This is a genomic window from Bradyrhizobium sp. IC4060 (assembly GCF_020193715.1).
Classification (GTDB): domain Bacteria; phylum Pseudomonadota; class Alphaproteobacteria; order Rhizobiales; family Xanthobacteraceae; genus Bradyrhizobium; species Bradyrhizobium yuanmingense.
Genome location: NZ_JADYVJ010000003.1, coordinates 714,806 through 736,195, shown reverse-complemented (window position 1 = coordinate 736,195; position 21,390 = coordinate 714,806). Strand labels below are relative to the sequence as shown.

Annotated in this window: 20 protein-coding genes; 13 read left to right on the top strand and 7 right to left on the bottom strand. The window is 64.2% G+C overall.

The window, feature by feature from the left end; translation table 11 throughout:
• Window positions 1-46 precede the first annotated feature (46 nt).
• Complete coding sequence (locus I6F16_RS15285) at window positions 47-2,578, bottom strand: NAD-dependent epimerase/dehydratase family protein (protein ID WP_225111586.1); 2,532 nt, start codon at window positions 2,576-2,578, stop codon at window positions 47-49.
• A 399-nt stretch (window positions 2,579-2,977) separates the two neighbouring features.
• Window positions 2,978-3,862 (bottom strand): amidohydrolase family protein, encoded by an 885-nt coding sequence (locus I6F16_RS15280; protein ID WP_036021159.1) that lies wholly within the window; start codon window positions 3,860-3,862, stop codon window positions 2,978-2,980.
• A gap of 342 nt (window positions 3,863-4,204) precedes the next feature.
• Here I6F16_RS15280 and ykgO point away from each other — a divergent pair, with 342 nt between their 5' ends.
• From ykgO to I6F16_RS15265, 3 genes are all read left to right on the top strand, one after another.
• A complete protein-coding gene (ykgO, locus tag I6F16_RS15275) occupies window positions 4,205-4,330 on the top strand; it encodes a type B 50S ribosomal protein L36 (RefSeq protein ID WP_006611362.1) in 126 nt (41 codons plus the stop codon).
• Between the two features lie 119 nt (window positions 4,331-4,449).
• Window positions 4,450-5,085 (top strand): tetratricopeptide repeat protein, encoded by a 636-nt coding sequence (locus I6F16_RS15270; protein WP_225111587.1) that lies wholly within the window; start codon window positions 4,450-4,452, stop codon window positions 5,083-5,085.
• Between the two features lie 124 nt (window positions 5,086-5,209).
• Entirely contained in the window at window positions 5,210-5,470 is a 261-nt protein-coding gene (locus I6F16_RS15265) for a hypothetical protein (protein ID WP_035997474.1), read from the top strand.
• Between the two features lie 7 nt (window positions 5,471-5,477).
• On the opposite strand, the gene I6F16_RS15260 is transcribed toward I6F16_RS15265, so the two are convergent.
• Window positions 5,478-5,660, bottom strand: coding sequence for a hypothetical protein (locus I6F16_RS15260; RefSeq protein ID WP_028180446.1), 183 nt, complete (start codon window positions 5,658-5,660; stop codon window positions 5,478-5,480).
• 328 nt (window positions 5,661-5,988) lie between these two features.
• On the opposite strand from I6F16_RS15260, the gene I6F16_RS15255 reads away from it, so the two are divergent.
• Window positions 5,989-6,945 carry an alpha/beta hydrolase gene (locus I6F16_RS15255; RefSeq protein WP_036021165.1) on the top strand — a complete coding sequence of 319 codons (957 nt, stop codon included), beginning with the start codon at window positions 5,989-5,991 and terminating at the stop codon, window positions 6,943-6,945.
• 116 nt (window positions 6,946-7,061) lie between these two features.
• Here I6F16_RS15255 and cycA read toward each other — a convergent pair whose 3' ends face one another.
• Entirely contained in the window at window positions 7,062-7,457 is a 396-nt protein-coding gene (gene cycA, locus I6F16_RS15250) for a cytochrome c-550 CycA (RefSeq protein WP_035997470.1), read from the bottom strand.
• Window positions 7,458-7,686: 229 nt separating this feature from the next.
• Here cycA and I6F16_RS15245 point away from each other — a divergent pair, with 229 nt between their 5' ends.
• Complete coding sequence (locus I6F16_RS15245) at window positions 7,687-9,180, top strand: FAD-linked oxidase C-terminal domain-containing protein (RefSeq protein WP_225111588.1); 1,494 nt, start codon at window positions 7,687-7,689, stop codon at window positions 9,178-9,180.
• Between the two features lie 5 nt (window positions 9,181-9,185).
• Here the strand turns inward: I6F16_RS15245 and I6F16_RS15240 are convergent, their stop codons facing one another.
• The gene (locus I6F16_RS15240; protein WP_035997484.1) at window positions 9,186-9,956 is read right to left on the bottom strand and encodes a hypothetical protein; all 771 of its coding nucleotides are present in this window, start codon (window positions 9,954-9,956) and stop codon (window positions 9,186-9,188) included.
• Between the two features lie 111 nt (window positions 9,957-10,067).
• On the bottom strand, window positions 10,068-11,645 hold the full coding sequence (locus I6F16_RS15235) for a sodium:proton antiporter (RefSeq protein WP_225111589.1): 1,578 nt from the start codon (window positions 11,643-11,645) through the stop codon (window positions 10,068-10,070).
• Window positions 11,646-11,731: 86 nt separating this feature from the next.
• Here I6F16_RS15235 and I6F16_RS15230 point away from each other — a divergent pair, with 86 nt between their 5' ends.
• The 5 genes from I6F16_RS15230 to I6F16_RS15210 all read left to right on the top strand — a co-directional run bounded on the left by I6F16_RS15230 (window position 11,732) and on the right by I6F16_RS15210 (window position 17,802).
• A complete protein-coding gene (locus tag I6F16_RS15230) occupies window positions 11,732-12,490 on the top strand; it encodes a tetratricopeptide repeat protein (protein ID WP_225111590.1) in 759 nt (252 codons plus the stop codon).
• 306 nt (window positions 12,491-12,796) lie between these two features.
• Entirely contained in the window at window positions 12,797-14,188 is a 1,392-nt protein-coding gene (locus tag I6F16_RS15225; protein WP_225111591.1) for a tetratricopeptide repeat protein, read from the top strand.
• A 337-nt stretch (window positions 14,189-14,525) separates the two neighbouring features.
• Window positions 14,526-16,436, top strand: coding sequence for a propionyl-CoA synthetase (locus I6F16_RS15220; protein ID WP_225156677.1), 1,911 nt, complete (start codon window positions 14,526-14,528; stop codon window positions 16,434-16,436).
• Between the two features lie 157 nt (window positions 16,437-16,593).
• A complete protein-coding gene (locus tag I6F16_RS15215; protein WP_057028262.1) occupies window positions 16,594-16,863 on the top strand; it encodes a hypothetical protein in 270 nt (89 codons plus the stop codon).
• Window positions 16,864-17,055: 192 nt separating this feature from the next.
• Window positions 17,056-17,802, top strand: coding sequence for an OmpW family outer membrane protein (locus I6F16_RS15210; RefSeq protein WP_225111593.1), 747 nt, complete (start codon window positions 17,056-17,058; stop codon window positions 17,800-17,802).
• 83 nt (window positions 17,803-17,885) lie between these two features.
• On the opposite strand, the gene I6F16_RS15205 is transcribed toward I6F16_RS15210, so the two are convergent.
• Window positions 17,886-18,581: a cell cycle transcriptional regulator TrcR gene (locus I6F16_RS15205; RefSeq protein ID WP_035997500.1), complete on the bottom strand. Its 696-nt coding sequence runs from the start codon at window positions 18,579-18,581 to the stop codon at window positions 17,886-17,888.
• Between the two features lie 263 nt (window positions 18,582-18,844).
• Here I6F16_RS15205 and ispH point away from each other — a divergent pair, with 263 nt between their 5' ends.
• From ispH to rnhA, 3 genes are read left to right on the top strand one after another with little or no spacing between them, the layout of a single operon-like run.
• On the top strand, window positions 18,845-19,813 hold the full coding sequence (gene ispH, locus I6F16_RS15200; RefSeq protein WP_036036458.1) for a 4-hydroxy-3-methylbut-2-enyl diphosphate reductase: 969 nt from the start codon (window positions 18,845-18,847) through the stop codon (window positions 19,811-19,813).
• A 6-nt stretch (window positions 19,814-19,819) separates the two neighbouring features.
• Entirely contained in the window at window positions 19,820-20,803 is a 984-nt protein-coding gene (locus tag I6F16_RS15195) for a homoserine kinase (RefSeq protein ID WP_035997505.1), read from the top strand.
• Window positions 20,800-21,264 carry a ribonuclease HI gene (gene rnhA / locus I6F16_RS15190; RefSeq protein WP_035997507.1) on the top strand — a complete coding sequence of 155 codons (465 nt, stop codon included), beginning with the start codon at window positions 20,800-20,802 and terminating at the stop codon, window positions 21,262-21,264. The genes I6F16_RS15195 and rnhA overlap by 4 nt, the downstream gene beginning before the upstream one ends.
• Window positions 21,265-21,390 lie beyond the last annotated feature (126 nt).

Genomic DNA, 21,390 nt, shown 5'->3' with positions numbered 1-21,390 from the left:
TCCCCGCATCATCTTCGGTGGCGCCCACGCAGAGCCCGCCGTTGCATCATACTATTGCGTGGTCCCATCCGCCGTAATGGGCGGCGCTACGGGTGCCGCGTGGCAGGCTCAGCCCGATGAGGAGGACACCGGTTGCAACGTTGGCTATCGTCGCCGTTGTCGTGGCGCCGTCGAGGACAAAGGGGGAGATTGCCACCCATGCTCCGAGCGCGACGTTGGCGAACCGCGCGGCACGCGCCACCTCCGCCATCGCCGTAACGGCGACGAGGATGACAAGGCAGCCGGTGATATGGTCGCTGAAGTAGAGGATCGGGCTCGTGCCGAAGGCAAGCGGCGTGATCATCAGCAGCATTCCAAGGAAAGAGCTCGCGACCAGCGTCCAGGGAAAATTGACGCCGCCGGTGACTATGTCGCGCAGCACCGCCGATAACGGGCGGTCGAGATCGGGCGTCGGCGCCTGCTTCTCGGAGAGCGCCGGGCCACCGCGCCAGAAAGTGCGCCAGAACGGCTGGCCCGCCTGCTTCGCGCCCCAAAGATACTGACAGCTCGCCAGTACCTCATCTATCGAATAGGGGATGAGCACTATCGTGATCGCGGCCTGGATGATGCAGAGCGTACACAGTGCACCGATCAAAGGGGGCTGGATAATGATGAAGCTGACGCTCACGAGCCCGAGCGGGATAACCAGTAGGCCGAACAGAATCACCATCCATGGCATTGTGCGCCAGCGGCGACGGTCGCCGATCGCGCCTGCCAGGGCATCTAGCGCGTAGGCGAAGGCGCCAAACCCGGCATCGGCGACCGGAAAGCCCTTCGAGACCCAGGAGGTCACCACCGCCTCGCTGCCATTGGCGACCGCTGCATCACCTGGGCCGAAGAAAGGATCCCACAAGCCGTCGATATGACCGAGTTGATAGGCGGCGAGATAGCGCGAGACGAACAGGCCGACAAAGGCCAGAGCAATGATGTGGAGGCGCTGGCTGAATGTGGATGGCGAGTAGGTCCAGCCGAGGGGGCGATCATCGTCGGCGGCGAGGGCTTGGCGGCTGATGCCCGGTGTTGGAGGAACCATCACCGCGAGCGTCACGATCAGCATGCCAGCAAGCGTATCGGTGGCGTAGGCTCCAGCGCTCGTGGTCCAGAACACGAGAGGTGCGAACATGACCCATATGCCGACGGCAGCGGTGAGCCACTGCAACCAGCGCCAGCGCCGACGCATGCCGATGAGTGCGAACGCGACGACAAGAATGCCGGACACGATCTCGCTGATGCCGAGCCTGCCGTCACGTGTCTCGGGCGAAGCGATCTCATGTCCCAGCGCCGGTGGAATTGGCGCCGCGGATGGATCGAAGAGACCAAGCGTGACAGGCGAGGCGACGAGCCACAGTCCAATCGCTGCATTGGTCAGCGGCGCCCAGAGCGTGCGCGCCCGATGCCGTTCCGTCTCGGCCTCAACCTCATCTTTCGAAGGCTCCACCGATTGCCGCAGTCTCTCCGCGGCCTGGTCGAGCTCGGGTTCGGAAGCGGCGACCGTCGCAGGATGAAGTTTGTTCGTCTCGTACCAGTCCGTCGGGTCGACCTTAAGCCGCCGGATCATTTCGGGCAGCGTGGCGGTCAGACTGTGTCGGGGTTTCCACCCCAAGAGGCTCCTCGCTCGCGAAGTATCGATCTCATAATGGTCGTCGGCATTCTCGATCATCCACGACTTGATGTCGGTATCCTGATCGAGAACCTTCTCCTGCATCCAAGTGCCGAGCTTCGTCATCTCTTTCGGGAGGGACATCGTCCGCCATCTCTCCCCATGCACAAGCTGGCCAATCCGCCTCTGCATCTCGTCGTAACTCGGCGTTTCCTCTTCGCCAATGAGCAGTGTCGTTTCATCAGCAAGATCATTGCGTCGATCGACCACGCGTACCACGGCCTCGACGAGGTCGTTCTTGTGGAGATAGGGCTGGCCAGTGGTGATGTCGCCGGTGAAGAGATAAGCGGTCGGCAAGCGCTCGAAGATGCGGGCGATCTGCTGCGCGATGAATGCCGCACGGCAATCCTCGTCATAGACACCTGCAAGCCTCAGGATCGCGACCTTGATGTTGCCATGCTCGTTCAGGATCAGGGTCTCGGTCTTCGCCTTTGACTGCGGATAGGCCCAAGCTGGTTCGATCGGCGAATCTTCATCGATCTTTCTTCCCTTTGCCGAGCTAGGAGCATGCACGAGCAGCGTGCTCGAGAAGACGAACTGCTCCGTGTCGAATGCCTGAAGGGCCGCCAGCAGTCGGCGCGTTCCCTGAACGGTGACGGCATCGTATCTCGGGTTGTCCTCGCCGGTCGTGTCGTAATAGGCGGCAAGGTGAATGACCGAGGCGATCCGACGGCCTGTTCGCGCACGAACCTGGTCCAGCGCCTTCGCCACGATTGCATCCGAGGTGAGGTCGATCTCAATCGTCTCGATGCCGGACAACGGCTTCTTAGGGCGGCTGACATCGAGGCCGATGACCTGGTAACGATCCATCAAGCCGCGCGCGATCGCCTGGCCGAGAAAGCCGCTGCTGCCGGTGATCAGGACGGTGGGGCGAGACATGGCATTCGCTGCTCAACGTGTCTTAGCGAACGACCCGGGTACCCGAAAGTTTCCCTCCAACCTGCTTTTGCGTCCTGGATCGCCGGAGTATCACGCGCCCCATCCACCTACTTCGACGCCGCTGGTGAGCAGCCCAAGCTTGAATCGGGTGGAATCACACAACGTCGTGAGGTCGATGTGGACCGCGGCCCGGCCGCCAGCCTGAAAGAACGTGGGTACGATGTCGGTCGCTCTGACGTACCCAGAGGATCCGGAGCAGGCGGCGCGCGTCGTGTTCGAGGTACTCTACGCGCCGTCCGAATCCGGACCAGAGATGGAAGGGATACGCTAGGCTACGCCAGCCGAGATGTACCCCGTGGCCAAACCTAGTTGCATGCCGGTTTCATGGAAGCGGATCGTCTAGATCCCCAGCAGCTTGCGCGCGTTCGCCTTCAACACCTTCGGCCGGATTTCGTCGCGGATCTCGATCTTGGCGAAATCGGACAGCCAGCGGTCCGGCGTGATCACCGGCCAGTCCGAGCCGAACAGCATCTTGTCCTGGAGAATCGAGTTGATGTAGCGCACCAGGATCGGCGGGAAATACTTTGGCGACCAGCCCGACAGGTCGATGTAGACGTTCGGCTTGTGGGTCGCGACCGAGAGCGCCTCTTCCTGCCAGGGGAAGGAGGGATGGGCGAGGATGATCTTGAGGTCGGGGAAATCGGCCGCGACGTCGTCCATGTACATCGGGTTGGAATATTTCAGCCGCATGCCCATGCCGCCGGGCATGCCGGAGCCGACGCCGGTCTGGCCGGTGTGGAACAGCGCGATCGCGCCGCCATTGTTGATCTCCTCATAGAGCGGATAGGCCATGCGGTCATTGGCGTAGAAGCCCTGCATGGTCGGATGGAATTTGAAGCCGCGCACGCCATATTCCTCGATCAGCTTGCGCGCCTCGCGGGCCCCGAGCTTGCCCTTGTGCGGGTCGATCGAGACGAAGGGGATGAGCACGTCGAGATGCTCGGAGGCGATCTCCAGCATCTCCTCGTTCTTGTAGCGGCGGAAGCCGGTCTCGCGCTCGGCATCAACAGGGAAGATCACCGCAGCGATGTTCTTGGAGCGGTAATAGGCCGCGGTCTCCGGCACGGTCGGCGGATGCTTGTGCGGCGACTTGAAATACTCCGCCATCTGCGCCTGGAAATCGTCGTAGCCGTCGTCGGGATGGGTGCCGCAGGGCTCCTCGGCATGGGTGTGGATGTCGATGGCGACGACTTTGTCGATATCAGGCAGCTTCAGCTTCGGCATGGGTGTCCTCCCGACGGGTTGCCGAATTGATTATAGGATATAACGAATTTGGCAAGGCGCTGGTGGCGGCGAAAGCGCAGGCGGCAAAAGTCTTTGCCGAGCCTGACCTCCCATGCGCCGGATCGGGCCGATCCGGCCGCTTCTACTGTGCATGGGGTTGTTTTCACGGTTTTGCTCGTTGGGAGCCGGGCAGTTAACATTGACATGACCTCCCGCCATGCCTTAAGAACCGCTCCGTCCCGGGCGGTCGGTCCGCCAGCGGGAAAAATCTCATTTTGCCACATTCGCGCGTGCCGAAACGGTAGTGCCGAACACGGCCTTTCGAACGTTCAGGATTCTGCCATGAAGGTCCGTAACTCGCTGAAATCGCTGCGCGGTCGCCATCGCGCCAACCGCCTGGTCCGCCGCAAGGGCCGGGTCTATGTGATTAACAAGGTGCAGCGCCGCTTCAAGGCGCGCCAGGGCTGATCTGAGCGGCTGATCACGCCCTGCCGGGAGCCTTCGCGCGCCCCGCAAGATCCGGTCTCACACGAGTTTGACGCCGCCTTTGCTTTGCAAGGGCGGCTTTGCGCGTTTAGACTTCCACCATGGCAGTGAGATTCCGTTTCGCGCACACCCTGTGCCTGGCCCTCGTGCTGGGAACCGCCGGCCTTGCGCCGGCCGCCTTGGCCCAGCAGGTCGAGCCGCCCGGCAAGCAGAAGAAACTGCCCGAGGCGCCGTCGAAGCTGCCGAAGGTCGACCGCAGCAAGAATCTCGATTTCCTGTTCGGCGCGCTGAAGGCGGCGCCCGACGAGGCCAGCGCCAAGCATGTCGAGGCGCGGATCTGGGCGATCTGGCTGCAGACCCCGAGCGACACCGCCGCGCTCCTGATGTCGCGCGCCAAGACCGCCGTCGATGCGAAGAAGATCGACGTCGCGATCAAGCTCCTGGATTCGATCATCAAGCTCAGGCCCGATTACATCGAAGCCTGGAACCGGCGTGCGACGCTCTATTACATGCAGAACGATTATGGCCGCTCGCTCGCGGACATTCAGCAAGTGCTGATCCGGGAGCCCCGCCATTTCGGCGCGCTCGCCGGCCTCGGCATGATCATGCAGGAGGTCGGGGACGAGAGGCGCGCGCTCGAGGCCTACCGCAAGGCGCTCGCCGTCAATCCGCACCTGGAAAAGATCCCCGACCAGGTCAAGGCGCTGACCGAAAAGGTCGAAGGCCGCGACATCTAGCTATAACTCGATCATATCTTGAGCGATCGCGGCCGCCGCGGATTAACCACGATCCGAGCCGGGACGTTGCAAGGACTATTGCAAGGCCTGTTGCAGGCCTACCTGCATGGCAGGAGCGAAAGCCATGAAGCATTTGATGGTCGCAGCGACGTTGCTGCTCGCGTCGGGGACGGTGAGCTTCGCCGACGGACTGTTCTGGGTGGTCGGCAACCGTGCCACCGGCAAATGCGCCATCGTGACCAGCAATCCAGTCATCATTGGCGACATCTGGTTCGGCGACGGTCCCTACAAGTCCAGGGCCGATGCCAAGCTTGCGCGCTCGACGATTCGCGTCTGTCCCCCGGTCACGCCCGAGGAAGAAAAGCAGGAGGAGGGGGCGAACTAGGCTGCGCTTAATGCAGCACGCTGCTGCCGCGCTCGACCAGGCCGCGGTCGGCGGCTGCGGCGTAGGCCTTTGCCAGCTCGGTCTCGAGATGCTCGTTGATCAGGAGCAGCGCCCGCACCGCACCGCGCAGGTCGCCGTTGCAGCTCGCGACGATTTCGTCGATTGCAGTATCGTTCGATCTGAAGCTCATCGAAAATTCTCCGGTTCAAACCAGGACAATCCTGCCGGTCTTTCCCGCATCCCCTGATGTTGCGAGGAGGATCGGCGCCCACCCGCGCCTAGATGGCGGAACCGACCATGGCGATTATATGGAAGCTGCGATGACGCCCGCATGAAGCTGGTCCGAAGCTTGCGTGCGGCTTTGAATAGCCCTGATTTCATTGAGTTTTCTCGATCGGCAATTATGCACATATCCACAGCCCCTGCATTTTCAGTGGAAGCGCGCACCGCCGGCGGCGAAACTGCCGGCCGAGCAGACCCGTAACTGCCCCGTGCCCAGGATCACCCGGATTCTCTCCATGATCGTGATGTCAGTCGTGACGGCGCTGGTCCTGCTGGCGCTGCTCACGCAGGCCGGAATCGTCGCCGTGCAGCGGGCCTTTCCGCCGCAGGGGCGCATGGTCGAGGTCGAGGGCGCCGCGCTTCACGTCGTCGAGATCGGCCCGCGCGAGGCCGCCCCGCCGATCGTGATGCTGCACGGCGCGAGCTCCAACCTCGAAGCGATGCGGCGGCCGCTCGGCGATCTCCTCGCCCGGGATCATCGCGTGATTCTGATCGACCGCCCCGGCCATGGCTGGAGCACGCGCGCAAGCCGGCAGGATTCGACGCCGCAGATTCAGGCGCGCATGATCGACGAGGCGCTCGGCAAGCTCGGGATCGATCGCGCGGTCTTCGTGGTGCATTCCTGGAGCGGCGCCCTCGGCGCGCGGATCGCGCTCGATCACCCGCGCCGCGTGGCAGGTCTCGTGATGCTCGCGCCCGTCACGCATCCCTGGCGCGGCGGTGTCGGGCGCTACAACGAGATCATCGCAACGCCCGTGATCGGCCCGCTGCTCGCCTACACCATCACGCTGCCGCTCGGCTATTTCATCACCGAAGCCGGGGCCCGCAACGTGTTCCTGCCGCAGATCATGCCGGATGGTTTCGTGCAGGACTCCGCGACACCGCTCTTGCTGCGCCCGCGCGAGTTCATCGCCAATGCCTATGATCTGGTGACGCTGAAGGAGTCGGTCGCCGCGCAAGTCGCGCGCTATGGCGCGATCACGGCGCCTGTTACGATCATCGCCGGCGAGCCCGACAAGACGGTGAGAACCAATATCCACGCGCGTCCGTTCGCCGCGGCGGTGTCGAATGCAAAGCTGATCGTGCTGCCCGATCTCGGCCACATGGTGCAGAACGCCGTGCCGGATCTCGTGAAGGCGGAGATCGAGACGATGATCGGAAACATCGCCCCGGCGCAGGCGGTCGCCGACTAAAGCGTTTTCGAGCGAAGTGGAAACCGGTTCGCGCGAAAAAACGTGTCAGAACAAGAAAGCCAGAGCTTCGATTCTGGTCCGATCAGAACCGAAGCTCTAGCGTCCGCCTCGTGCGCTTACTGCTTGATCTTCCCGTCCTTGTCGTATTGGGCAAGGAAGGCCCAGAGATTGTTGATCTCGGTCTCGTTCTTGATGCCGGCGAACGCCATCTTGGTGCCGGGGATCTTGGCCTTGGGATCCTTGATGTATTCCTTGAACGTGGCCTCGTCCCAGGTGATGCCGGAATTCTTGTTGGCGTCCGTGTAGCTATAGCCCTCAACCGCGCCCGACTTGCGGCCGTTGAGGCCGTTGAGCTCCGGGCCAACCTTGTTCTTGGCGCCTTCGCCGATCGCGTGGCAGGCCAGGCACTTGTTGAACGATGTCTTGCCGGCCGCGACATCCTGCGCCATCGCGGCGGGTGCGGTGGCAATGACGGTGAGGATTGTCACCGCGCCGAAAGTCAGTTTTGTCATAAGTGTGCTCTTCGTCTCTTCCCGGGTCAGATGGAGGGTCGTGGTTTTGGCAGGTCCGGTGCAAGTGGACAAGCCGCGAAACTCTGACAGGTTTCCTGCTAGCAGACTTGCCCCAGAGAGAACTTGCGCTGCAACAAAGCAATGCGACCTTCGGAGGACCTACCCAAAGTCCGCAAGACATGATTGATTTGCCGAGATAATTCCATCCGTCGGACGAAGGCTTCTTAAAATGGCCATCATGATGCCCGCAAGCGACCAGGCCGTGCTGGCGCGTCGCAGCGAAATCGTCGCCGCCTTGCGCGCAATCGTGCCGGGCGAGGGCGTGATCGACAGCCTCGCCGAGATGCGGGCCTATGAATCCGACGGGCTGACCGCCTATCGGCAGCCGCCGATGGTCGTGGTGCTGCCCGATACGACCGAGCAGGTCTCGCTCGTCCTGAAATATTGTGCCGCGCAAGGCGTCAAGGTGGTTCCGCGCGGCTCCGGCACCTCGCTGTCCGGTGGCGCGCTGCCCCTCGAGGACGGCGTGCTGCTCGGCCTCGGCAAGTTCAAGCGCATCCGCGAGATCGATTTCGACAACCGCGTCGTCGTCACCGAGCCCGGCGTCACCAACCTCGCAATCAGCCAGGCGGTCGCCCATGCCGGCTTCTATTACGCGCCCGATCCGTCCTCGCAGATCGCCTGCTCGATCGGCGGCAACGTGGCGGAAAATTCCGGCGGCGTGCACTGCTTGAAATACGGCATGACCACCAACAACGTGCTCGGCTGCGAGATCGTGCTGATGAGCGGCGAGATCCTGCGCATCGGCGGCAAGGGCTGCGAGAATCCCGGCTATGACCTGATGGGCGTCATCACCGGTTCGGAAGGCCTGCTCGGCGTCATCACGGAGATCACGGTGCGCATCCTGCAGAAGCCGGAAACGGCGCGCGCGCTGATGGTCGGCTTTGCGCAAGTCGAGGCGGCCGGCGAATGCGTGGCCCGCATCATCGGCGCCGGCATCATCCCCGGCGGCATGGAGATGATGGACAAGCCCGCGATCCACGCCGCGGAGGCCTTCGTCCATGCCGGCTACCCGCTCGATGTCGAAGCGCTGCTCATCATCGAGCTCGACGGGCCCAAGATCGAGGTCGACGAGCTGATCACGCGCGTCGAGGCCATTGCGAACGCCTGCGGCTCGACCACCTGCCAGATCTCGACTTCGGAGGCCGAGCGCAACCTGTTCTGGGCCGGCCGCAAGGCCGCGTTCCCCGCCGTGGGCCGCATCTCACCCGATTATCTCTGCATGGACGGCACCATCCCGCGCGGCGCGCTGCCGAAGGCGCTGGCGCGCATCCGCGAGCTCTCGGAAAAGTACCAGCTCGGCTGCGCCAACGTGTTCCACGCCGGCGACGGCAATCTGCACCCCCTGATCCTCTACGATGCCAACAAGCCCGGCGAGATCGAGCGCGCCGAAGCCTTCGGCGCCGATATCCTGCGCGCCTGCGTCGAGTTCGGCGGCGTGCTCACCGGCGAGCACGGCGTCGGCATCGAGAAGCGCGACCTCATGCCCGACATGTTCAGCGAGATCGACCTCAACCAGCAGCAGCGCCTGAAATGCGCCTTCGACGCGCAGGGCCTGCTCAATCCCGGAAAAGTATTTCCGACCCTGCACCGCTGCGCCGAGCTCGGCCGCATGCACGTCCACGCGGGCAAGCTGGCGTTCCCGGATTTGCCGCGGTTCTAGGTCGCCTACTGCGCCAGAGCCAGGATGCCGCCGGCAAATGCGTGCCACGCCGCCGTTTCGCTGACCGGCCAGTTGAGCACCTTCACCGCCAGAAGCGCGAGCGTGCCCGTGATGTATACCGGATGCACGCGGCCCTCGGCGCGCCAGTCGCGCACCATGGCGACGACAAGCAGAATGGAGGCGACCACAGCAGGCGCGATCGTCACGGGCACCGGCGGCGGGCCGGACGGTCCTGATGGTGCGAGGAAGGTCAGGAACCAGCGCGCGATCGCGGCGTCGAGGATCGAGACCGCCGCGAGCAGCATCAGGCGCTTGTGAACCTCGAGCCTGCGCGTGTTCATGATGGCGAGCGCGAACACCACGGCAAAGAATGTGATGCCGCTCAGCGGCACGATCGAGAAGGCGATGCCTGCATCGGCCTGTCCGAGCGCCGCGGCGTTCTTCATCGAGGTCACGGACGCGAAGAAGCCAGAAATGACCATCGCGGTCGCAAGCGAGACGCCGACGATGCCGAACGAGCGGTGATTGACCACGCGGCCGGAGGCCGCGAGCCAGGTCTGGAGCACGAAATAAAGCGACCAGGTGAAGAACAAGAGTCCGTGAAAATGGATCACCGGGCTTGCGGACAATGTCCGGTGAGCGAGCGGCACCCAATAGGTCGGTGCGAAGCCGAGAAAGGCAGTGGCGGCGCAGGCGAGCGCCATGTGGAGATAAAAATATCGTGCAGGCGACGCATCACGCGCGCGTACACGACGGTCGTCAATCAGGGTCGTCATCAGGGGTGAGTCTGGAGAGGCGGGGTTTGGTTCAAGCTGCGGGATGCTGTGTGTGACTCGGCGCACATTGCAGAGCGCCCAAACTCTTGTCGGGACGACAGCGGAGAGACATCATCCGCCCGCGCTCAATTCTGCGCGATCGAGCTCCTCCTCGAGCCGATGAAACGCATCGTCGCCGATCACCTCGGTGGCGCGCAGGTCGAAGATCGCCTTGCGCGCGGCCTCGATAGCGCCGCGGCGCAGGGGATCGGCGGGCAGTTCGCCCTTGCTGATGCCGCCGTTGGGATCGGTCTCGGCCTGCATCAGGATGGCGCGATATTCGAGCCGCAGGATTTCCGCCTCCTCCGACGGATCGCTCTCGATCGCATCGAGCGCGGCGCGATAGGCCACGGCGCGGCCGCGGGCGACCTCGATGCCGACGGGATCGTCGTCCTTGAGGTTGAAAGCGAGGATCAGCGGCCGCAGCGTCAGGCCCTGGATCACCAGCGATCCCAGCACCACCGCAAACGCGATGAAGACGATGAAGTCACGATAGGGAAAGTTTTCCGGCAGGGCAAAGGCGGTGGCGAGCGTGACGAGGCCGCGCATGCCGCACCAGGAGATGATGAGCCCGCCCTTGGGCGAGGCCACCTGCTGCGGATCCTTGGGATGATAGAGCCCCTGCGCGATCAGCACCCGCAGGCTCGTGCGATAGAACGTCACCCAGAACAGGCGTACCAGGATCACCGTAAGCAGGATCCAGGCGGCGGCCACGCAATATTCCCAGCGCACGTCCGCATCCAGCCGCGTCCAGATCGGCCGCATCTGCATGCCGATCAGCATGAAGGCGAGCACGTTGAGCACGAACACGGTCGTCTCCCACACCGCATAGGACGGCACCCGCAGCCGCGCCGGGATGCGCGCCGGTGCGGTGCGTGCGACCGTGATGGCGTAGACCACGATGGTGAGGATGCCGGAGAGACCGAGATGCTCGGCGGCGATCCAGACCATGAAGGTGGTGGCGAACTGCACGATGATGGCGCTCGGCGCCTCCGTCACCCGCTCCATGAACAGCGGAATGATGCGGCCTGCGGCCAGACCCGCGATGACGCTGCCGACCAGCGCCAGCGCCATGGTCGGGGCGACCTGGCTCCAGGTCAGATGCTCGGTGGCGACCGCGCCGACGGCGATGCGATAGATCAGCAGCGCGCTGGCATCGTTGAGCAGGCTTTCGCCCTCCAGCACCTTGACCATGCGGTGGGGCAGCTTGACCTGGCTCAGGATCGCAACCGCAGCGGCCGCATCCGGCGGCGCCACGATGGCGCCGAGCGCGACCGCGGCGGCCCAGGGCATGTCGGGCATCAGCCGGTGCGCGACATAGGCCACGGCGGCCGTGGTGAGGCCGACCGCGGCCACCACCAGGGTCGAGACCGGAACCCAGTTCTTGCGAAGGTCGCGCAGCGACGTGTCGAAGGCGGCATCGAGCAGGACCGGCGCGACAAAAAGGGCAAGGGCGAGGTCCGGCTCCAGCGTCCAGGACGGGCTCGACGGCACGAAGGCGATCAGCGCGCCGCCGATGGCGAGAAAGGTCGGGTAGGGCACCTTGATCCGCCGCGCCAGCGCCGATAAGCCAACCGCGCCGAGCAGCAACACAATGATCCATTCGAATGTCGACACGATGATCCCCGAAGCCGATTTCAGCGGCGCCACAAGCTAGCACCAATCCGGCCGTATGATGGATAGTGCGGCTTCAAGGCAAGAGCTTAACATCGACGACAAGGCTTCGACTGCAACGCATGCGTTTTCTCATTCAGCTGATCGGCGCCGGACTGCTCTATGCGCTATCGTTCGCCCCGGCCGATGCCGCGACCGGCGGCGGGCCGGTGGCTGTGACGCAGGTCGATGTCGCGCCCTGCCTCGCCGCGGCCGCAGCCGATGACATGGACAAGGCCGCCACGGCCTGCGCCGAAGTGATCGACAACGAGAAGACGACGAAGGCCGATCTGATCAAGGCTCTGATCGCGCGCGGTGCGCTCTATGCGCGGCACAATCAGGTGGACCATGCCATCGCCGACGACAGCCGTGCTCTTCTGCTCGATCCCGGCCTTGCCGACGTCTTCAATGCGCGCGGCGAACTCTGGCTGAAGAAGGGTGACAAGCCGAAGGCGGTGCAGGATTTCGGCGCAGCGCTCAGGATCGATCCGAACCACGAGAAGGCCAAAGCCAATCACAAGGCGATGGCGCGCGAGATCGAGCGGATCGGCGCGCAGATGGCGGTCGCCGGCAAGCCCAGCTTCAATTGCGGGCGAGCGCGTCGGGCGGTGGAACGGGCGATCTGCGGCAATCGCGAGCTCGCCGATCTCGATCGCGAGGTCTTTGCCTCCAATGCCCGTGCGATCCGGGAGGCGCGCAATGCGGCCGAGGCCAAAGCGCTCCAGCGCGAGCAGGTCGAGTTCATCGCGCGCCGCAATGCCGATTTCGGCCGGCCGGGATACGACCTGAAGAAGGCGATGCAGCAGCGCTTGCAGCGGCTGAACGGTGTGGATGGATATTGAGATTTTCGCCTTTCCCCGCAAGCGGCAGGGCAATCGCATTTGAATATTGCAGGGGTCGTCATGCCCGGGCTTGTACCGGGCATCCACGTTCTTTGTGCCGTGTGAAAAGACGTGGATGGCCGGGACGAGCCCGGCCATGACGCTGTGGAGACAGCCGGTGCCCATAGCCACATCTCATATGCGATAGTCCTGCCCAAGCAGGGCGAGGGAGAGCCGGCAGCGCTCCGTCCCTCCCAGGCCCGGTTTGAACCCATCGCTTGCCAGCTGCGACAACGGTGAGAACCCGACGTCACGGAGCCCTATGTCATGTGCGGCACTCACGCCTCCGCGCAAGCGCTTTCGCCTGCCAAAATCTCGCTTCGCGCCCTCTTTCTCGGCGCGGCCATGAGTTTCGTTCTCGCGGCTCCCGCCGCGGCGAGCACCGAGTGCGTGCTGGGAAGCAAGGCCGCCCCGGTCGAGTTGATCTCCGCGTGCAGCGCCATCATCGACCAGACCGCCAATTCGGCCGCCGAACGCAGCGCGGCCCTCGTCGTCCGCGCCGAAGCCAATGCGCAGACCCTTGGAGGCCAGTCACAGGCGCTGCGGGATCTCGACCGCGCCATCGCGCTCGACGGCAAGAACGCGAAGGCTTGGCGCGTGCGCGGCGATCTCCTGCGCGAGGCCGGCGGCGATCTCAATCGGGCCGCAGCGGATCTGACCAAGGCGATCGAGCTCGACCCGCAGGATGCCGAAGCTTACGAGCTGCGCGGCGTCGTCTACACCAATCAGCGCCGCCTCGACCGCGCACTCGCCGATTACGACCAGGCGATCAAGCTGAAGCCGGACGATGCGCAAGCCTGGTCCGACCGTGGTGTGGCCTATTATCTCGGCGGCGACAACGAGAAGGCGATCAGAAATTTCGACGAGGCGCTGCGGCTCGATCCCGACCGCGCGCGCACCTACACCAACCGCGGCGCGGCCTACAAGAAGCTCGGCCAGCTCGAAAAGGCGGTCGCCGACGACGGCGAGGCGATCAGGCTCGACCCGAAGGTGCCGGAATATTACGACAACCGCGGCCTGACCTATGCTGCGATGGGCGAGTACGACAAGGCGATTGCCGATTACGACCAGGCGATCCGGCGGGAACAGCGCGCCAACTTCCTGACCAACCGCGGCGACTCCTACCAGTTCAAGGGCGAGCTCGGGGCGGCGCTGAGCGACTACGAGGCTGCGCTGAAGCTCGATCCGAATTTCGCGAAGACCTACAACAACCGCGCGGTGCTCTACAAGAAGATGGGCGAGCGCAAGAAGGCGCTTGCCGATTATGAGACGGCGCTGAAGCTGGATCCCGGCAACGAGAATGCAGCGAACGGCCGCCGCAGCATGATTGCCGAGATCGCCAGGTTCGGCGCGGCGTCGCCGGGCCCAATGCATGCGCGCTCGGCCGACGATAGCGGTCCGTCCTTCAAGTGCGCCACCGCCAAGCGTGAGGTCGAGAAAGTGATCTGCGCCGATCCGCAGCTCGGCGTGCTCGACCGTCAGATCGCCGAGACCTATGAACGCGTGCTGAGGGCTTCCAAAGGACGTTCCGCTAGCGACCTGCGCAAGACCCAGCGCGAGTTCCTCACGACGCGCAATGCGAGCTTCCGCCGCCCCGGATACGATCTGAAGAGGATCATGCAGGACCGCTTGCAGCGGCTGAACGCGATGGAGAGCTGAGAGGCTCTTCTTCGCCTCTCCCCGCCTGCGGGGAGAGGCCGGAATTTGCGTCAGCAAATTCCGGGTGAGGGGACTCTCTGCGAGTCCAATTTGCACGATGATTGCGGATGCAGCCCCTCACCCCAACCCTCTCCCCGTAAGAACGGGGAGAGGGAGCGCACCGCCCGTGCCGCAGCCGCGCGCCTCCGCCAAAAAACCTATCCTTTTCAGCTTGAACCGCGGCCCGTTCCCGGGAAAATGGCTCCAAACAAGGCCGGCAATTGATCCTGGTCATGGCGGGGCGCCTGTCCTGCCACGAGGTTCAAGCCAGGTGAATAAAGGGAACGGGAGCGCGGGAATGAATATCCAGGGCAAAAGCAGCTATCATGAAGTCCATGCGCGCTCGCTGGCCGATCCCGAGGGCTTCTGGGCCGAGGCGGCGAAGGAGATCGACTGGATCGAGCCTGCGACCAAGGTCTTCGATCCCTCGCAAGGAACCTACGGCCGCTGGTTCGCCGGCGGCGTCGTCAACACCTGCTACAACGCCCTCGACCGCCACGTCGAACGGGGGCGCGCCGACCAGGTCGCGCTGATCCATGATTCGCCGCTGACGGGCTCGGTCACCAAGTTCACCTATGCCGAACTGCTGAACGAGGTCCAGGCGCTCGCCGCAATCATGCAGGATTTCGGTGTCGCCAAAGGCGATCGTGTCATCCTCTATATGCCGATGGTGCCGGAGGCGGTGGTCGCGATGCTCGCCTGCGCGCGGCTCGGTGCGGTGCACTCGGTGGTGTTCGGCGGCTTTGCCGCGAAGGAGCTTGCCACCCGCATCGACGATGCGCAGCCCAAGCTGATCCTGTCCGCCAGCTGCGGCATCGAGCCCGGCCGCATCGTGCAGTACAAGCCGCTGCTCGACGAGGCGATCAAGCTTGCCAGCAGCAAGCCGAAGGCCTGCATCGTGCTGCAGCGTCCGCAGCTCACCTGCGAGATGACGCCGAGCCGCGATTACGACTGGGCCAGCCTGCGGCGCAAGGCGCTGAACGACGGCAAGCGCGCGGCGTGCGTGCCTGTCGCCGCGACAGACCCGCTCTACATCCTCTATACCTCGGGCACAACAGGCGTGCCGAAGGGCGTCGTGCGCGACAATGGCGGGCATCTCGTCGCGGTGAAATGGTCGATGTTCAACCTCTACGGCGTCAAGCCGGGCGAGGTCTGGTGGTGCGGCTCCGACATCGGCTGGGTGGTCGGCCACAGCTACATCGTCTACGGCCCGCTGCTGCATGGCGCGACCACGATCATGTACGAGGGCAAGCCGGTCGGCACGCCCGACGCCGGCGCGTTCTGGCGCGTGATCTCCGAGCACAAGGCGGTGGCCTTCTTCACCGCGCCGACGGCCTTCCGCGCCATCCGCAAGGAAGACCCGGAAGGGAAATTCATCCGGCAGTACGACCTCTCGAAATTCCGTACCCTGTTCCTCGCCGGCGAGCGCGCCGATCCGCCGACCGTGGAATGGGCGGAGCAGCAGCTGAAGGTACCGGTGATCGACCATTGGTGGCAGACCGAGACCGGATGGTGCATCGCCGGCAATCCGGTCGGCCTCGGCATGCTGCCGGTGAAGCACGGCTCGCCGACGGTGCCGATGCCGGGCTATCAGGTCGATGTCGTCGACGAAGCGGCAAAGCCGGTCGGCCCCAACACCATGGGCTCGATCGTCATCAGGCTGCCGATGCCGCCGGGCTGCCTGCCGACGCTGTGGAATCAGGACGCGCGCTTCAAGGAGGCTTACCTGAGCGAATTCCCCGGCTATTACAAAACCTCCGACGCCGGCTACAAGGACGAGGACGGCTATATCTTCGTGATGGGCCGCACCGACGACATCATCAACGTCGCCGGGCATCGCCTCTCCACCGGCGGCATGGAGGAGATCCTGGCCTCGCATCCCGATGTCGCCGAATGCGCCGTGCTCGGCGTCAAGGATGCGATCAAGGGCGAGGTGCCCTGCGGCTTCCTGGTGCTGAAAGCGGGCGTGAAGCGCCCGCCGGCCGAGATCGAGAAGGAGATCGTCGCGCTGGTGCGCGACAAGCTCGGCCCGGTCGCCGCGTTCAAGCTCGCCATCACCGTCGGCCGCCTGCCCAAGACGCGCTCCGGAAAGATCCTGCGCGGCACCATCAAGAAGATCGCCGACGGAGAATCCTGGACCATGCCGGCGACGATCGAGGATCCCAAGGCACTCGAGGAGATCGGCGAGGCGCTGAAGGGACGGATGTGAGGCGAAGCGTCATCCCGGGGCGGGAAGGGCGTTGCTCACCGCTCTCCACTGTCATCGCCCGCCTGTGCGGGGAACGACAGCGAGCGTGGAACGGCGTCCAGGGACTTACAATCTCCGCATTCCGCGCTAAACAGGGCCGGCCGATAGGGAACCTCGTATGCCACTTGCCGCCGCGCCACGCCTGCTGACCGCCTTAGCTCTCGCCGTCGCTCTCTCCGCCTGCTCGGCACGCTACCAGAATCCGGTGGCGGCGAGCGGCGATGATGACGACGCCGTCTGCCAGAGCCGCGGCTATGCGCAGGGCTCGCCGGATTACGTGGCTTGCCGCAAGGACCGCGACGTCCAGCGCAACGCGGCCACCGCGCGCGCCGACCGCCGCCAGCGCGATCTCGGCGAGTACATGCTGAACAACCCCGTGCGCCCGTGATGTGAGCTGCGGCACTATGCTGCCGCGCCACCCGCTTTGCATTCGCGGTTTCCGTGACACATCTGCAACGCCGGGGCCAAATAGCGTCGCGATAGTCCTGGTTTGATCGGCATCAAATCCTTCACCATTCTCTTTCTGCTCTGACGCTGATGTCGCGCAACGACGCGTCGACATGGTTGAAGGGGATTGAAAATGGATGGAACGATAAGAAACTTGGCGCGGGTCGCGACGCTCGGCGCGATGCTCGTGGGCACTTTTGCATCAGTGCAGGCGGCAGATCTGCCGGTCTACAAGAAGGCGCCGGTGCCGGTGGAGGCGTTCAATCCGTGGATGATCCGCCTGCGGGTGCTCGGCGTATTGCCGGATGCGGGCGGGAGCACCGTCAATGTCGCGGGCGTGCCTTCGCTGTCGTCGCCGAATTCAGGCCTGTCGATCAGCGACCAGGTCGTCCCCGAGCTCGACATCAGCTATTTCTTCACCAAGAACATCGCTGCCGAATTGATCCTGGGCGTGACCAGGCATTCGATCAGCGGCACCGGCTCGCTCGCGAATCTGCCGATCGGCAAGACCACGCTGCTGCCGCCGACGCTGACGCTGCAATATCACTTCGACCAGTTCGGCGCGTTCAAGCCGTATGTCGGCGCGGGCGTGAACTACACCGTGTTCTTCAACAATTCCGCGGCCAATGCGCCTTCCGCGATCGCCGGTCCGCCCGCGATCGTCGCCACCACCACCAACCTGCACGTCAGCAACACCTGGGGCGGCGCCGTCCAGTTCGGCTTCGACTACATGATCGACCGGCACTGGGGTCTCAACGTCGACGTCAAGAAGCTCTGGCTGCGCCCGAACTACAGCGCCATCGTCTCCGGCCTGCCGGTCACCGGCACCGCGCATATCGATCCGTGGCTGGTCGGCGCGGGTGTGACCTACAAGTTCTGACCTGAAGCCCAGCTCGGGCGTACAAACAAAACGCGGCAGGTTTTCCTGCCGCGTTCGCGTTGATGGTGGATGAACGGGAGGAATTACTCCTCCTCGTCCTCGTGCTTCTTGCCGCCGAGCGTCTTCAGCTTGGCAAACACGGCGTCGACGTTGAGGTCGTCGCTGGACTTCTCCGCGGGCTCGTACTCGTCCTTGCGGGTGGTCTCGGAGGCCGGCAGCAGGGTGGCGCCGCCATAGGCTGCGTCGATCGGCTTCTCCTTCGCCGCGCGCTGCACCTCGAAATCGAGCTCGATCTGCGAGCACAGGCCGAGCGTGACCGGGTCGATCGGGGTCAGCGCCGAGGTGTTCCAGTGGGTACGGTCGCGCACGCTCGCGATCGTGCTCTTGGTGGTGCCGACCAGGCGCATGATCTGGGCGTCCTTGAGCTCCGCATGGTTGCGCAGCAGCCAGAGGATGGCGCTCGGGCGCTCATGGCGGCGCGAGACCGGGGTATAACGCGGGCCCTTGCGCTTGGGCTGGGGCGGCAGCACCACCTTGCTCTCCTGGAGGCGGAGCCGGTAGTCCGGGTTCTTCTCGCCCTTCTCGATTTCCTCGCGGGTCAGCTGGCCATTGGAGAGGGGATCCATGCCCTTGATGCCCTGGGCGGCGTCGCCGTCGGCGATGGCGCGCACCTCGAGGGGATGCATCTTGGTGAAATCGGCGACCTGGTCGAAGGTCAGCGCGGTGTTGTCGAGCAGCCAAACGGCGGTCGCCTTGGGCATCAGAGGTGCGTTGCTCATGGCAAATCTCCTTTGTGCTTCGCCCACCCCTCTGGAGGCGAAACCGGTGGTCATCAGCGATGACAGGGAATTCGCGCTATATAAGCCCGGAGGGGGTAGCCATGCAATGGTTCTGCTATAGATAGTGCCTTGACACCGCCCGAAAGGGGGCCCAATTCCCTTTGAACCGCTGTAAGGTTCAAGCCGACAGTTTTAAGCCAAATTCCCATCCATCGACCGCCCCGGCAGAACGCGATCGGGTGATTCGGTCCCGAGATCGCTCAATGTCAGCCAAACCAGACCTCAAGATCGTGCTTTGTTCTCCCCGCGGCTTCTGTGCCGGGGTGGTCCGGGCGATCGACACCGTGGAACGGGCGCTCGATAAGTACGGCGCCCCCGTCTATGTTCGCCACGAGATTGTGCACAACAAGTACGTCGTCGATGGGTTGAAGAAGAAGGGCGCCATCTTCGTCGAGGAGCTCGCCGAAATCCCCGAGAATACCACCGCCCCGGTGGTGTTCTCGGCCCATGGCGTACCGAAATCGGTTCCGGCCGACGCCCAGTCCCGCAACCTGTTCTCGCTGGATGCGACTTGCCCGCTGGTGACCAAGGTGCATCGCGAGGCCGCGATCCATTTCAAGCGCGGCCGCGAGATCTTCCTGATCGGCCATTCCCACCATCCCGAGGTAGTCGGCACGCTCGGCCAGCTGCCGCCCGGCGCAGTGACCCTGATCGAGACCGCCGAGGATGCCAAGACCATCACGCCGAAGGACCCCAACAACCTCGCCTTCGTGACGCAGACCACACTGTCGATCGACGACACCGCGGAGATCGTTGCGTTGCTCAAGGAACGCTTCCCCAACATCAACGGGCCGCACAAGGAAGACATCTGCTACGCCACCACCAACCGCCAGCTCGCGGTGAAGAAGGTGGCGCCGGTGGTGGACGCGCTCATCGTGGTCGGTGCTCCCAACTCGTCGAACTCGCAGCGCCTGCGCGAGGTTGCCGAGCGCGAGGGCTGCAAGATCGCGGTGCTGGCGCAGCGCGCCGCGGACCTCGACTGGAGCAGGTTCGGCAACATCAAGAGCCTTGGCATCACCGCTGGCGCGTCCGCGCCTGAGGTGATCGTCGAGGAGATCATGGACGCCTTCGCCGAGCGCTACACGCTGCACGTGGAGACGGTCTCGGCCGCGGAAGAGAACGAGTTCTTCCCGTTGCCGCGTCAGGTGCGCCCCGAAGCTGCCGCCGAGTAGACCTTGATGGCGGTCTACACCGACGTCGCCGCCGACGAGCTTGCGGATTTCCTGAAGCAATACGATCTCGGCGAATTGCTCTCCTACAAGGGCATCGCCGAGGGCGTCGAAAATTCCAACTTCCTGCTGCACACAAGCAAAGGCTCGTTCATCCTCACGCTGTACGAAAAGCGCGTGGCAAGGAACGATCTGCCGTTCTTTCTCGCGCTGATGACGCATCTGGCCGAGCACGGCGTCAATTGTCCGCTGCCTGTGAAGGCAAGAGACGGCGAGGCGCTGCGCGAGCTGGCAGGCCGGCCCGCAGCGATCATCACCTTCCTCGAAGGCGTCTGGCCGCGCAAGCCGAACGCGACCCATTGCGCCGGGGTCGGCGAGGGGCTGGCGAAGATGCATCTGGCAGGCGCGAATTTTGCGATCAAGCGCACCAATGCGCTCTCGGTTTCCGGCTGGCGACCGCTGTTCGACGCAGCTTCAAGCCGCGCCGACGAGGTGCAGCCCGGTCTGCGCGATTTTCTTGCCGCCGAACTTGATTATCTCTCGAGCGGCGTCTGGCCGAGCAACCTGCCCGAAGGCGTGATCCACGCCGACCTTTTCAACGACAACGTCTTTTTCCTCGGCGACAAGCTCTCGGGGATCATCGACTTCACCTTCGCCTGCAACGACATGCTGGCCTATGACGTCGCGATCTGCCTCAACGCCTGGTGCTTCGAGCCGGATCATTCCTTCAACGTCACCAAGGCGCGTGCCTTCCTCAACGCCTATGGCCGGGTGCGCAAGCTGAGCGAAGCCGAAGAGGCCGCGCTGCCGCTGCTGGCGCGGGGCGCGGCGATCCGCTTCCTGCTGACGCGGCTGGTCGACTGGCTCAACGTGCCCGCAGGCGCGCTGGTCAAGCCGAAGGATCCGCTCGAGTATGTCCGCAAGCTGCGCTTCCATCAGAGCGTGACGAGCGTGCGCGATTATGGGCTGATGCCGTCGGGGCTGGTGGCGTGAGCGAGCTACCCAATGTCACGATCTATACCGACGGCGCCTGCTCGGGAAATCCCGGGCCGGGCGGCTGGGGCGCGATCCTGAAGTTCGGCGACAAGGAAAAGGAGCTGAACGGCGGCCAGCCGCACACCACCAACAACCAGATGGAATTGATGGCGGCGATTTCGGCGCTCGAAGCGCTGAAGCGGCCGTGCACGGTCGACCTCTACACCGACAGCCAGTATGTCCGGCAGGGCATCACCGGCTGGATCTTCGGCTGGAAGCGCAACGGCTGGCGCACCGCCGACAAGAAGCCGGTGAAGAATGTCGAGCTATGGCAGCGCCTCGACGCAGCGCTGAAGCAGCACGAGGTCCGCTGGCACTGGGTCAAGGGCCACGCCGGCCACCCCGAGAACGAGCGCGCCGACCAGCTGGCGCGCGACGGCATCGTCATGGCGCGGTTGCAGCAGCGGGTGAGGGAGTAGGGGGCGCCATCGTCGCCTCATTCACCACTGTCATCGCCCGGCTTGACCGGGCGATCCAGTACTCCGATACGTTTCTGATTCAACCGAGAAGCCTCGGCGTACTGGATGCCCCGCCTTCGCGGGGCA

What these genes read in the sequence shown, in the direction of transcription:
- I6F16_RS15245 (WP_225111588.1), top strand. Translation starts at nt 7,687, where the DNA reads ATGGCCATCATGATGCCCGCAAGCGACCAGGCCGTGCTGGCGCGTCGC.
- I6F16_RS15270 (WP_225111587.1), top strand. Translation starts at nt 4,450, where the DNA reads ATGGCAGTGAGATTCCGTTTCGCGCACACCCTGTGCCTGGCCCTCGTG.
- I6F16_RS15205 (WP_035997500.1), bottom strand. Translation starts at nt 18,581, where the DNA reads ATGAGCAACGCACCTCTGATGCCCAAGGCGACCGCCGTTTGGCTGCTC.
- I6F16_RS15265 (WP_035997474.1), top strand. Translation starts at nt 5,210, where the DNA reads ATGAAGCATTTGATGGTCGCAGCGACGTTGCTGCTCGCGTCGGGGACG.
- I6F16_RS15230 (WP_225111590.1), top strand. Translation starts at nt 11,732, where the DNA reads ATGCGTTTTCTCATTCAGCTGATCGGCGCCGGACTGCTCTATGCGCTA.
- I6F16_RS15240 (WP_035997484.1), bottom strand. Translation starts at nt 9,956, where the DNA reads ATGACGACCCTGATTGACGACCGTCGTGTACGCGCGCGTGATGCGTCG.
- cycA (WP_035997470.1), bottom strand. Translation starts at nt 7,457, where the DNA reads ATGACAAAACTGACTTTCGGCGCGGTGACAATCCTCACCGTCATTGCC.
- I6F16_RS15215 (WP_057028262.1), top strand. Translation starts at nt 16,594, where the DNA reads ATGCCACTTGCCGCCGCGCCACGCCTGCTGACCGCCTTAGCTCTCGCC.
- I6F16_RS15195 (WP_035997505.1), top strand. Translation starts at nt 19,820, where the DNA reads ATGGCGGTCTACACCGACGTCGCCGCCGACGAGCTTGCGGATTTCCTG.
- I6F16_RS15210 (WP_225111593.1), top strand. Translation starts at nt 17,056, where the DNA reads ATGGATGGAACGATAAGAAACTTGGCGCGGGTCGCGACGCTCGGCGCG.
- I6F16_RS15225 (WP_225111591.1), top strand. Translation starts at nt 12,797, where the DNA reads ATGTGCGGCACTCACGCCTCCGCGCAAGCGCTTTCGCCTGCCAAAATC.
- ispH (WP_036036458.1), top strand. Translation starts at nt 18,845, where the DNA reads ATGTCAGCCAAACCAGACCTCAAGATCGTGCTTTGTTCTCCCCGCGGC.
- I6F16_RS15260 (WP_028180446.1), bottom strand. Translation starts at nt 5,660, where the DNA reads ATGAGCTTCAGATCGAACGATACTGCAATCGACGAAATCGTCGCGAGC.
- I6F16_RS15255 (WP_036021165.1), top strand. Translation starts at nt 5,989, where the DNA reads ATGATCGTGATGTCAGTCGTGACGGCGCTGGTCCTGCTGGCGCTGCTC.
- I6F16_RS15280 (WP_036021159.1), bottom strand. Translation starts at nt 3,862, where the DNA reads ATGCCGAAGCTGAAGCTGCCTGATATCGACAAAGTCGTCGCCATCGAC.
- I6F16_RS15220 (WP_225156677.1), top strand. Translation starts at nt 14,526, where the DNA reads ATGAATATCCAGGGCAAAAGCAGCTATCATGAAGTCCATGCGCGCTCG.
- I6F16_RS15285 (WP_225111586.1), bottom strand. Translation starts at nt 2,578, where the DNA reads ATGTCTCGCCCCACCGTCCTGATCACCGGCAGCAGCGGCTTTCTCGGC.
- ykgO (WP_006611362.1), top strand. Translation starts at nt 4,205, where the DNA reads ATGAAGGTCCGTAACTCGCTGAAATCGCTGCGCGGTCGCCATCGCGCC.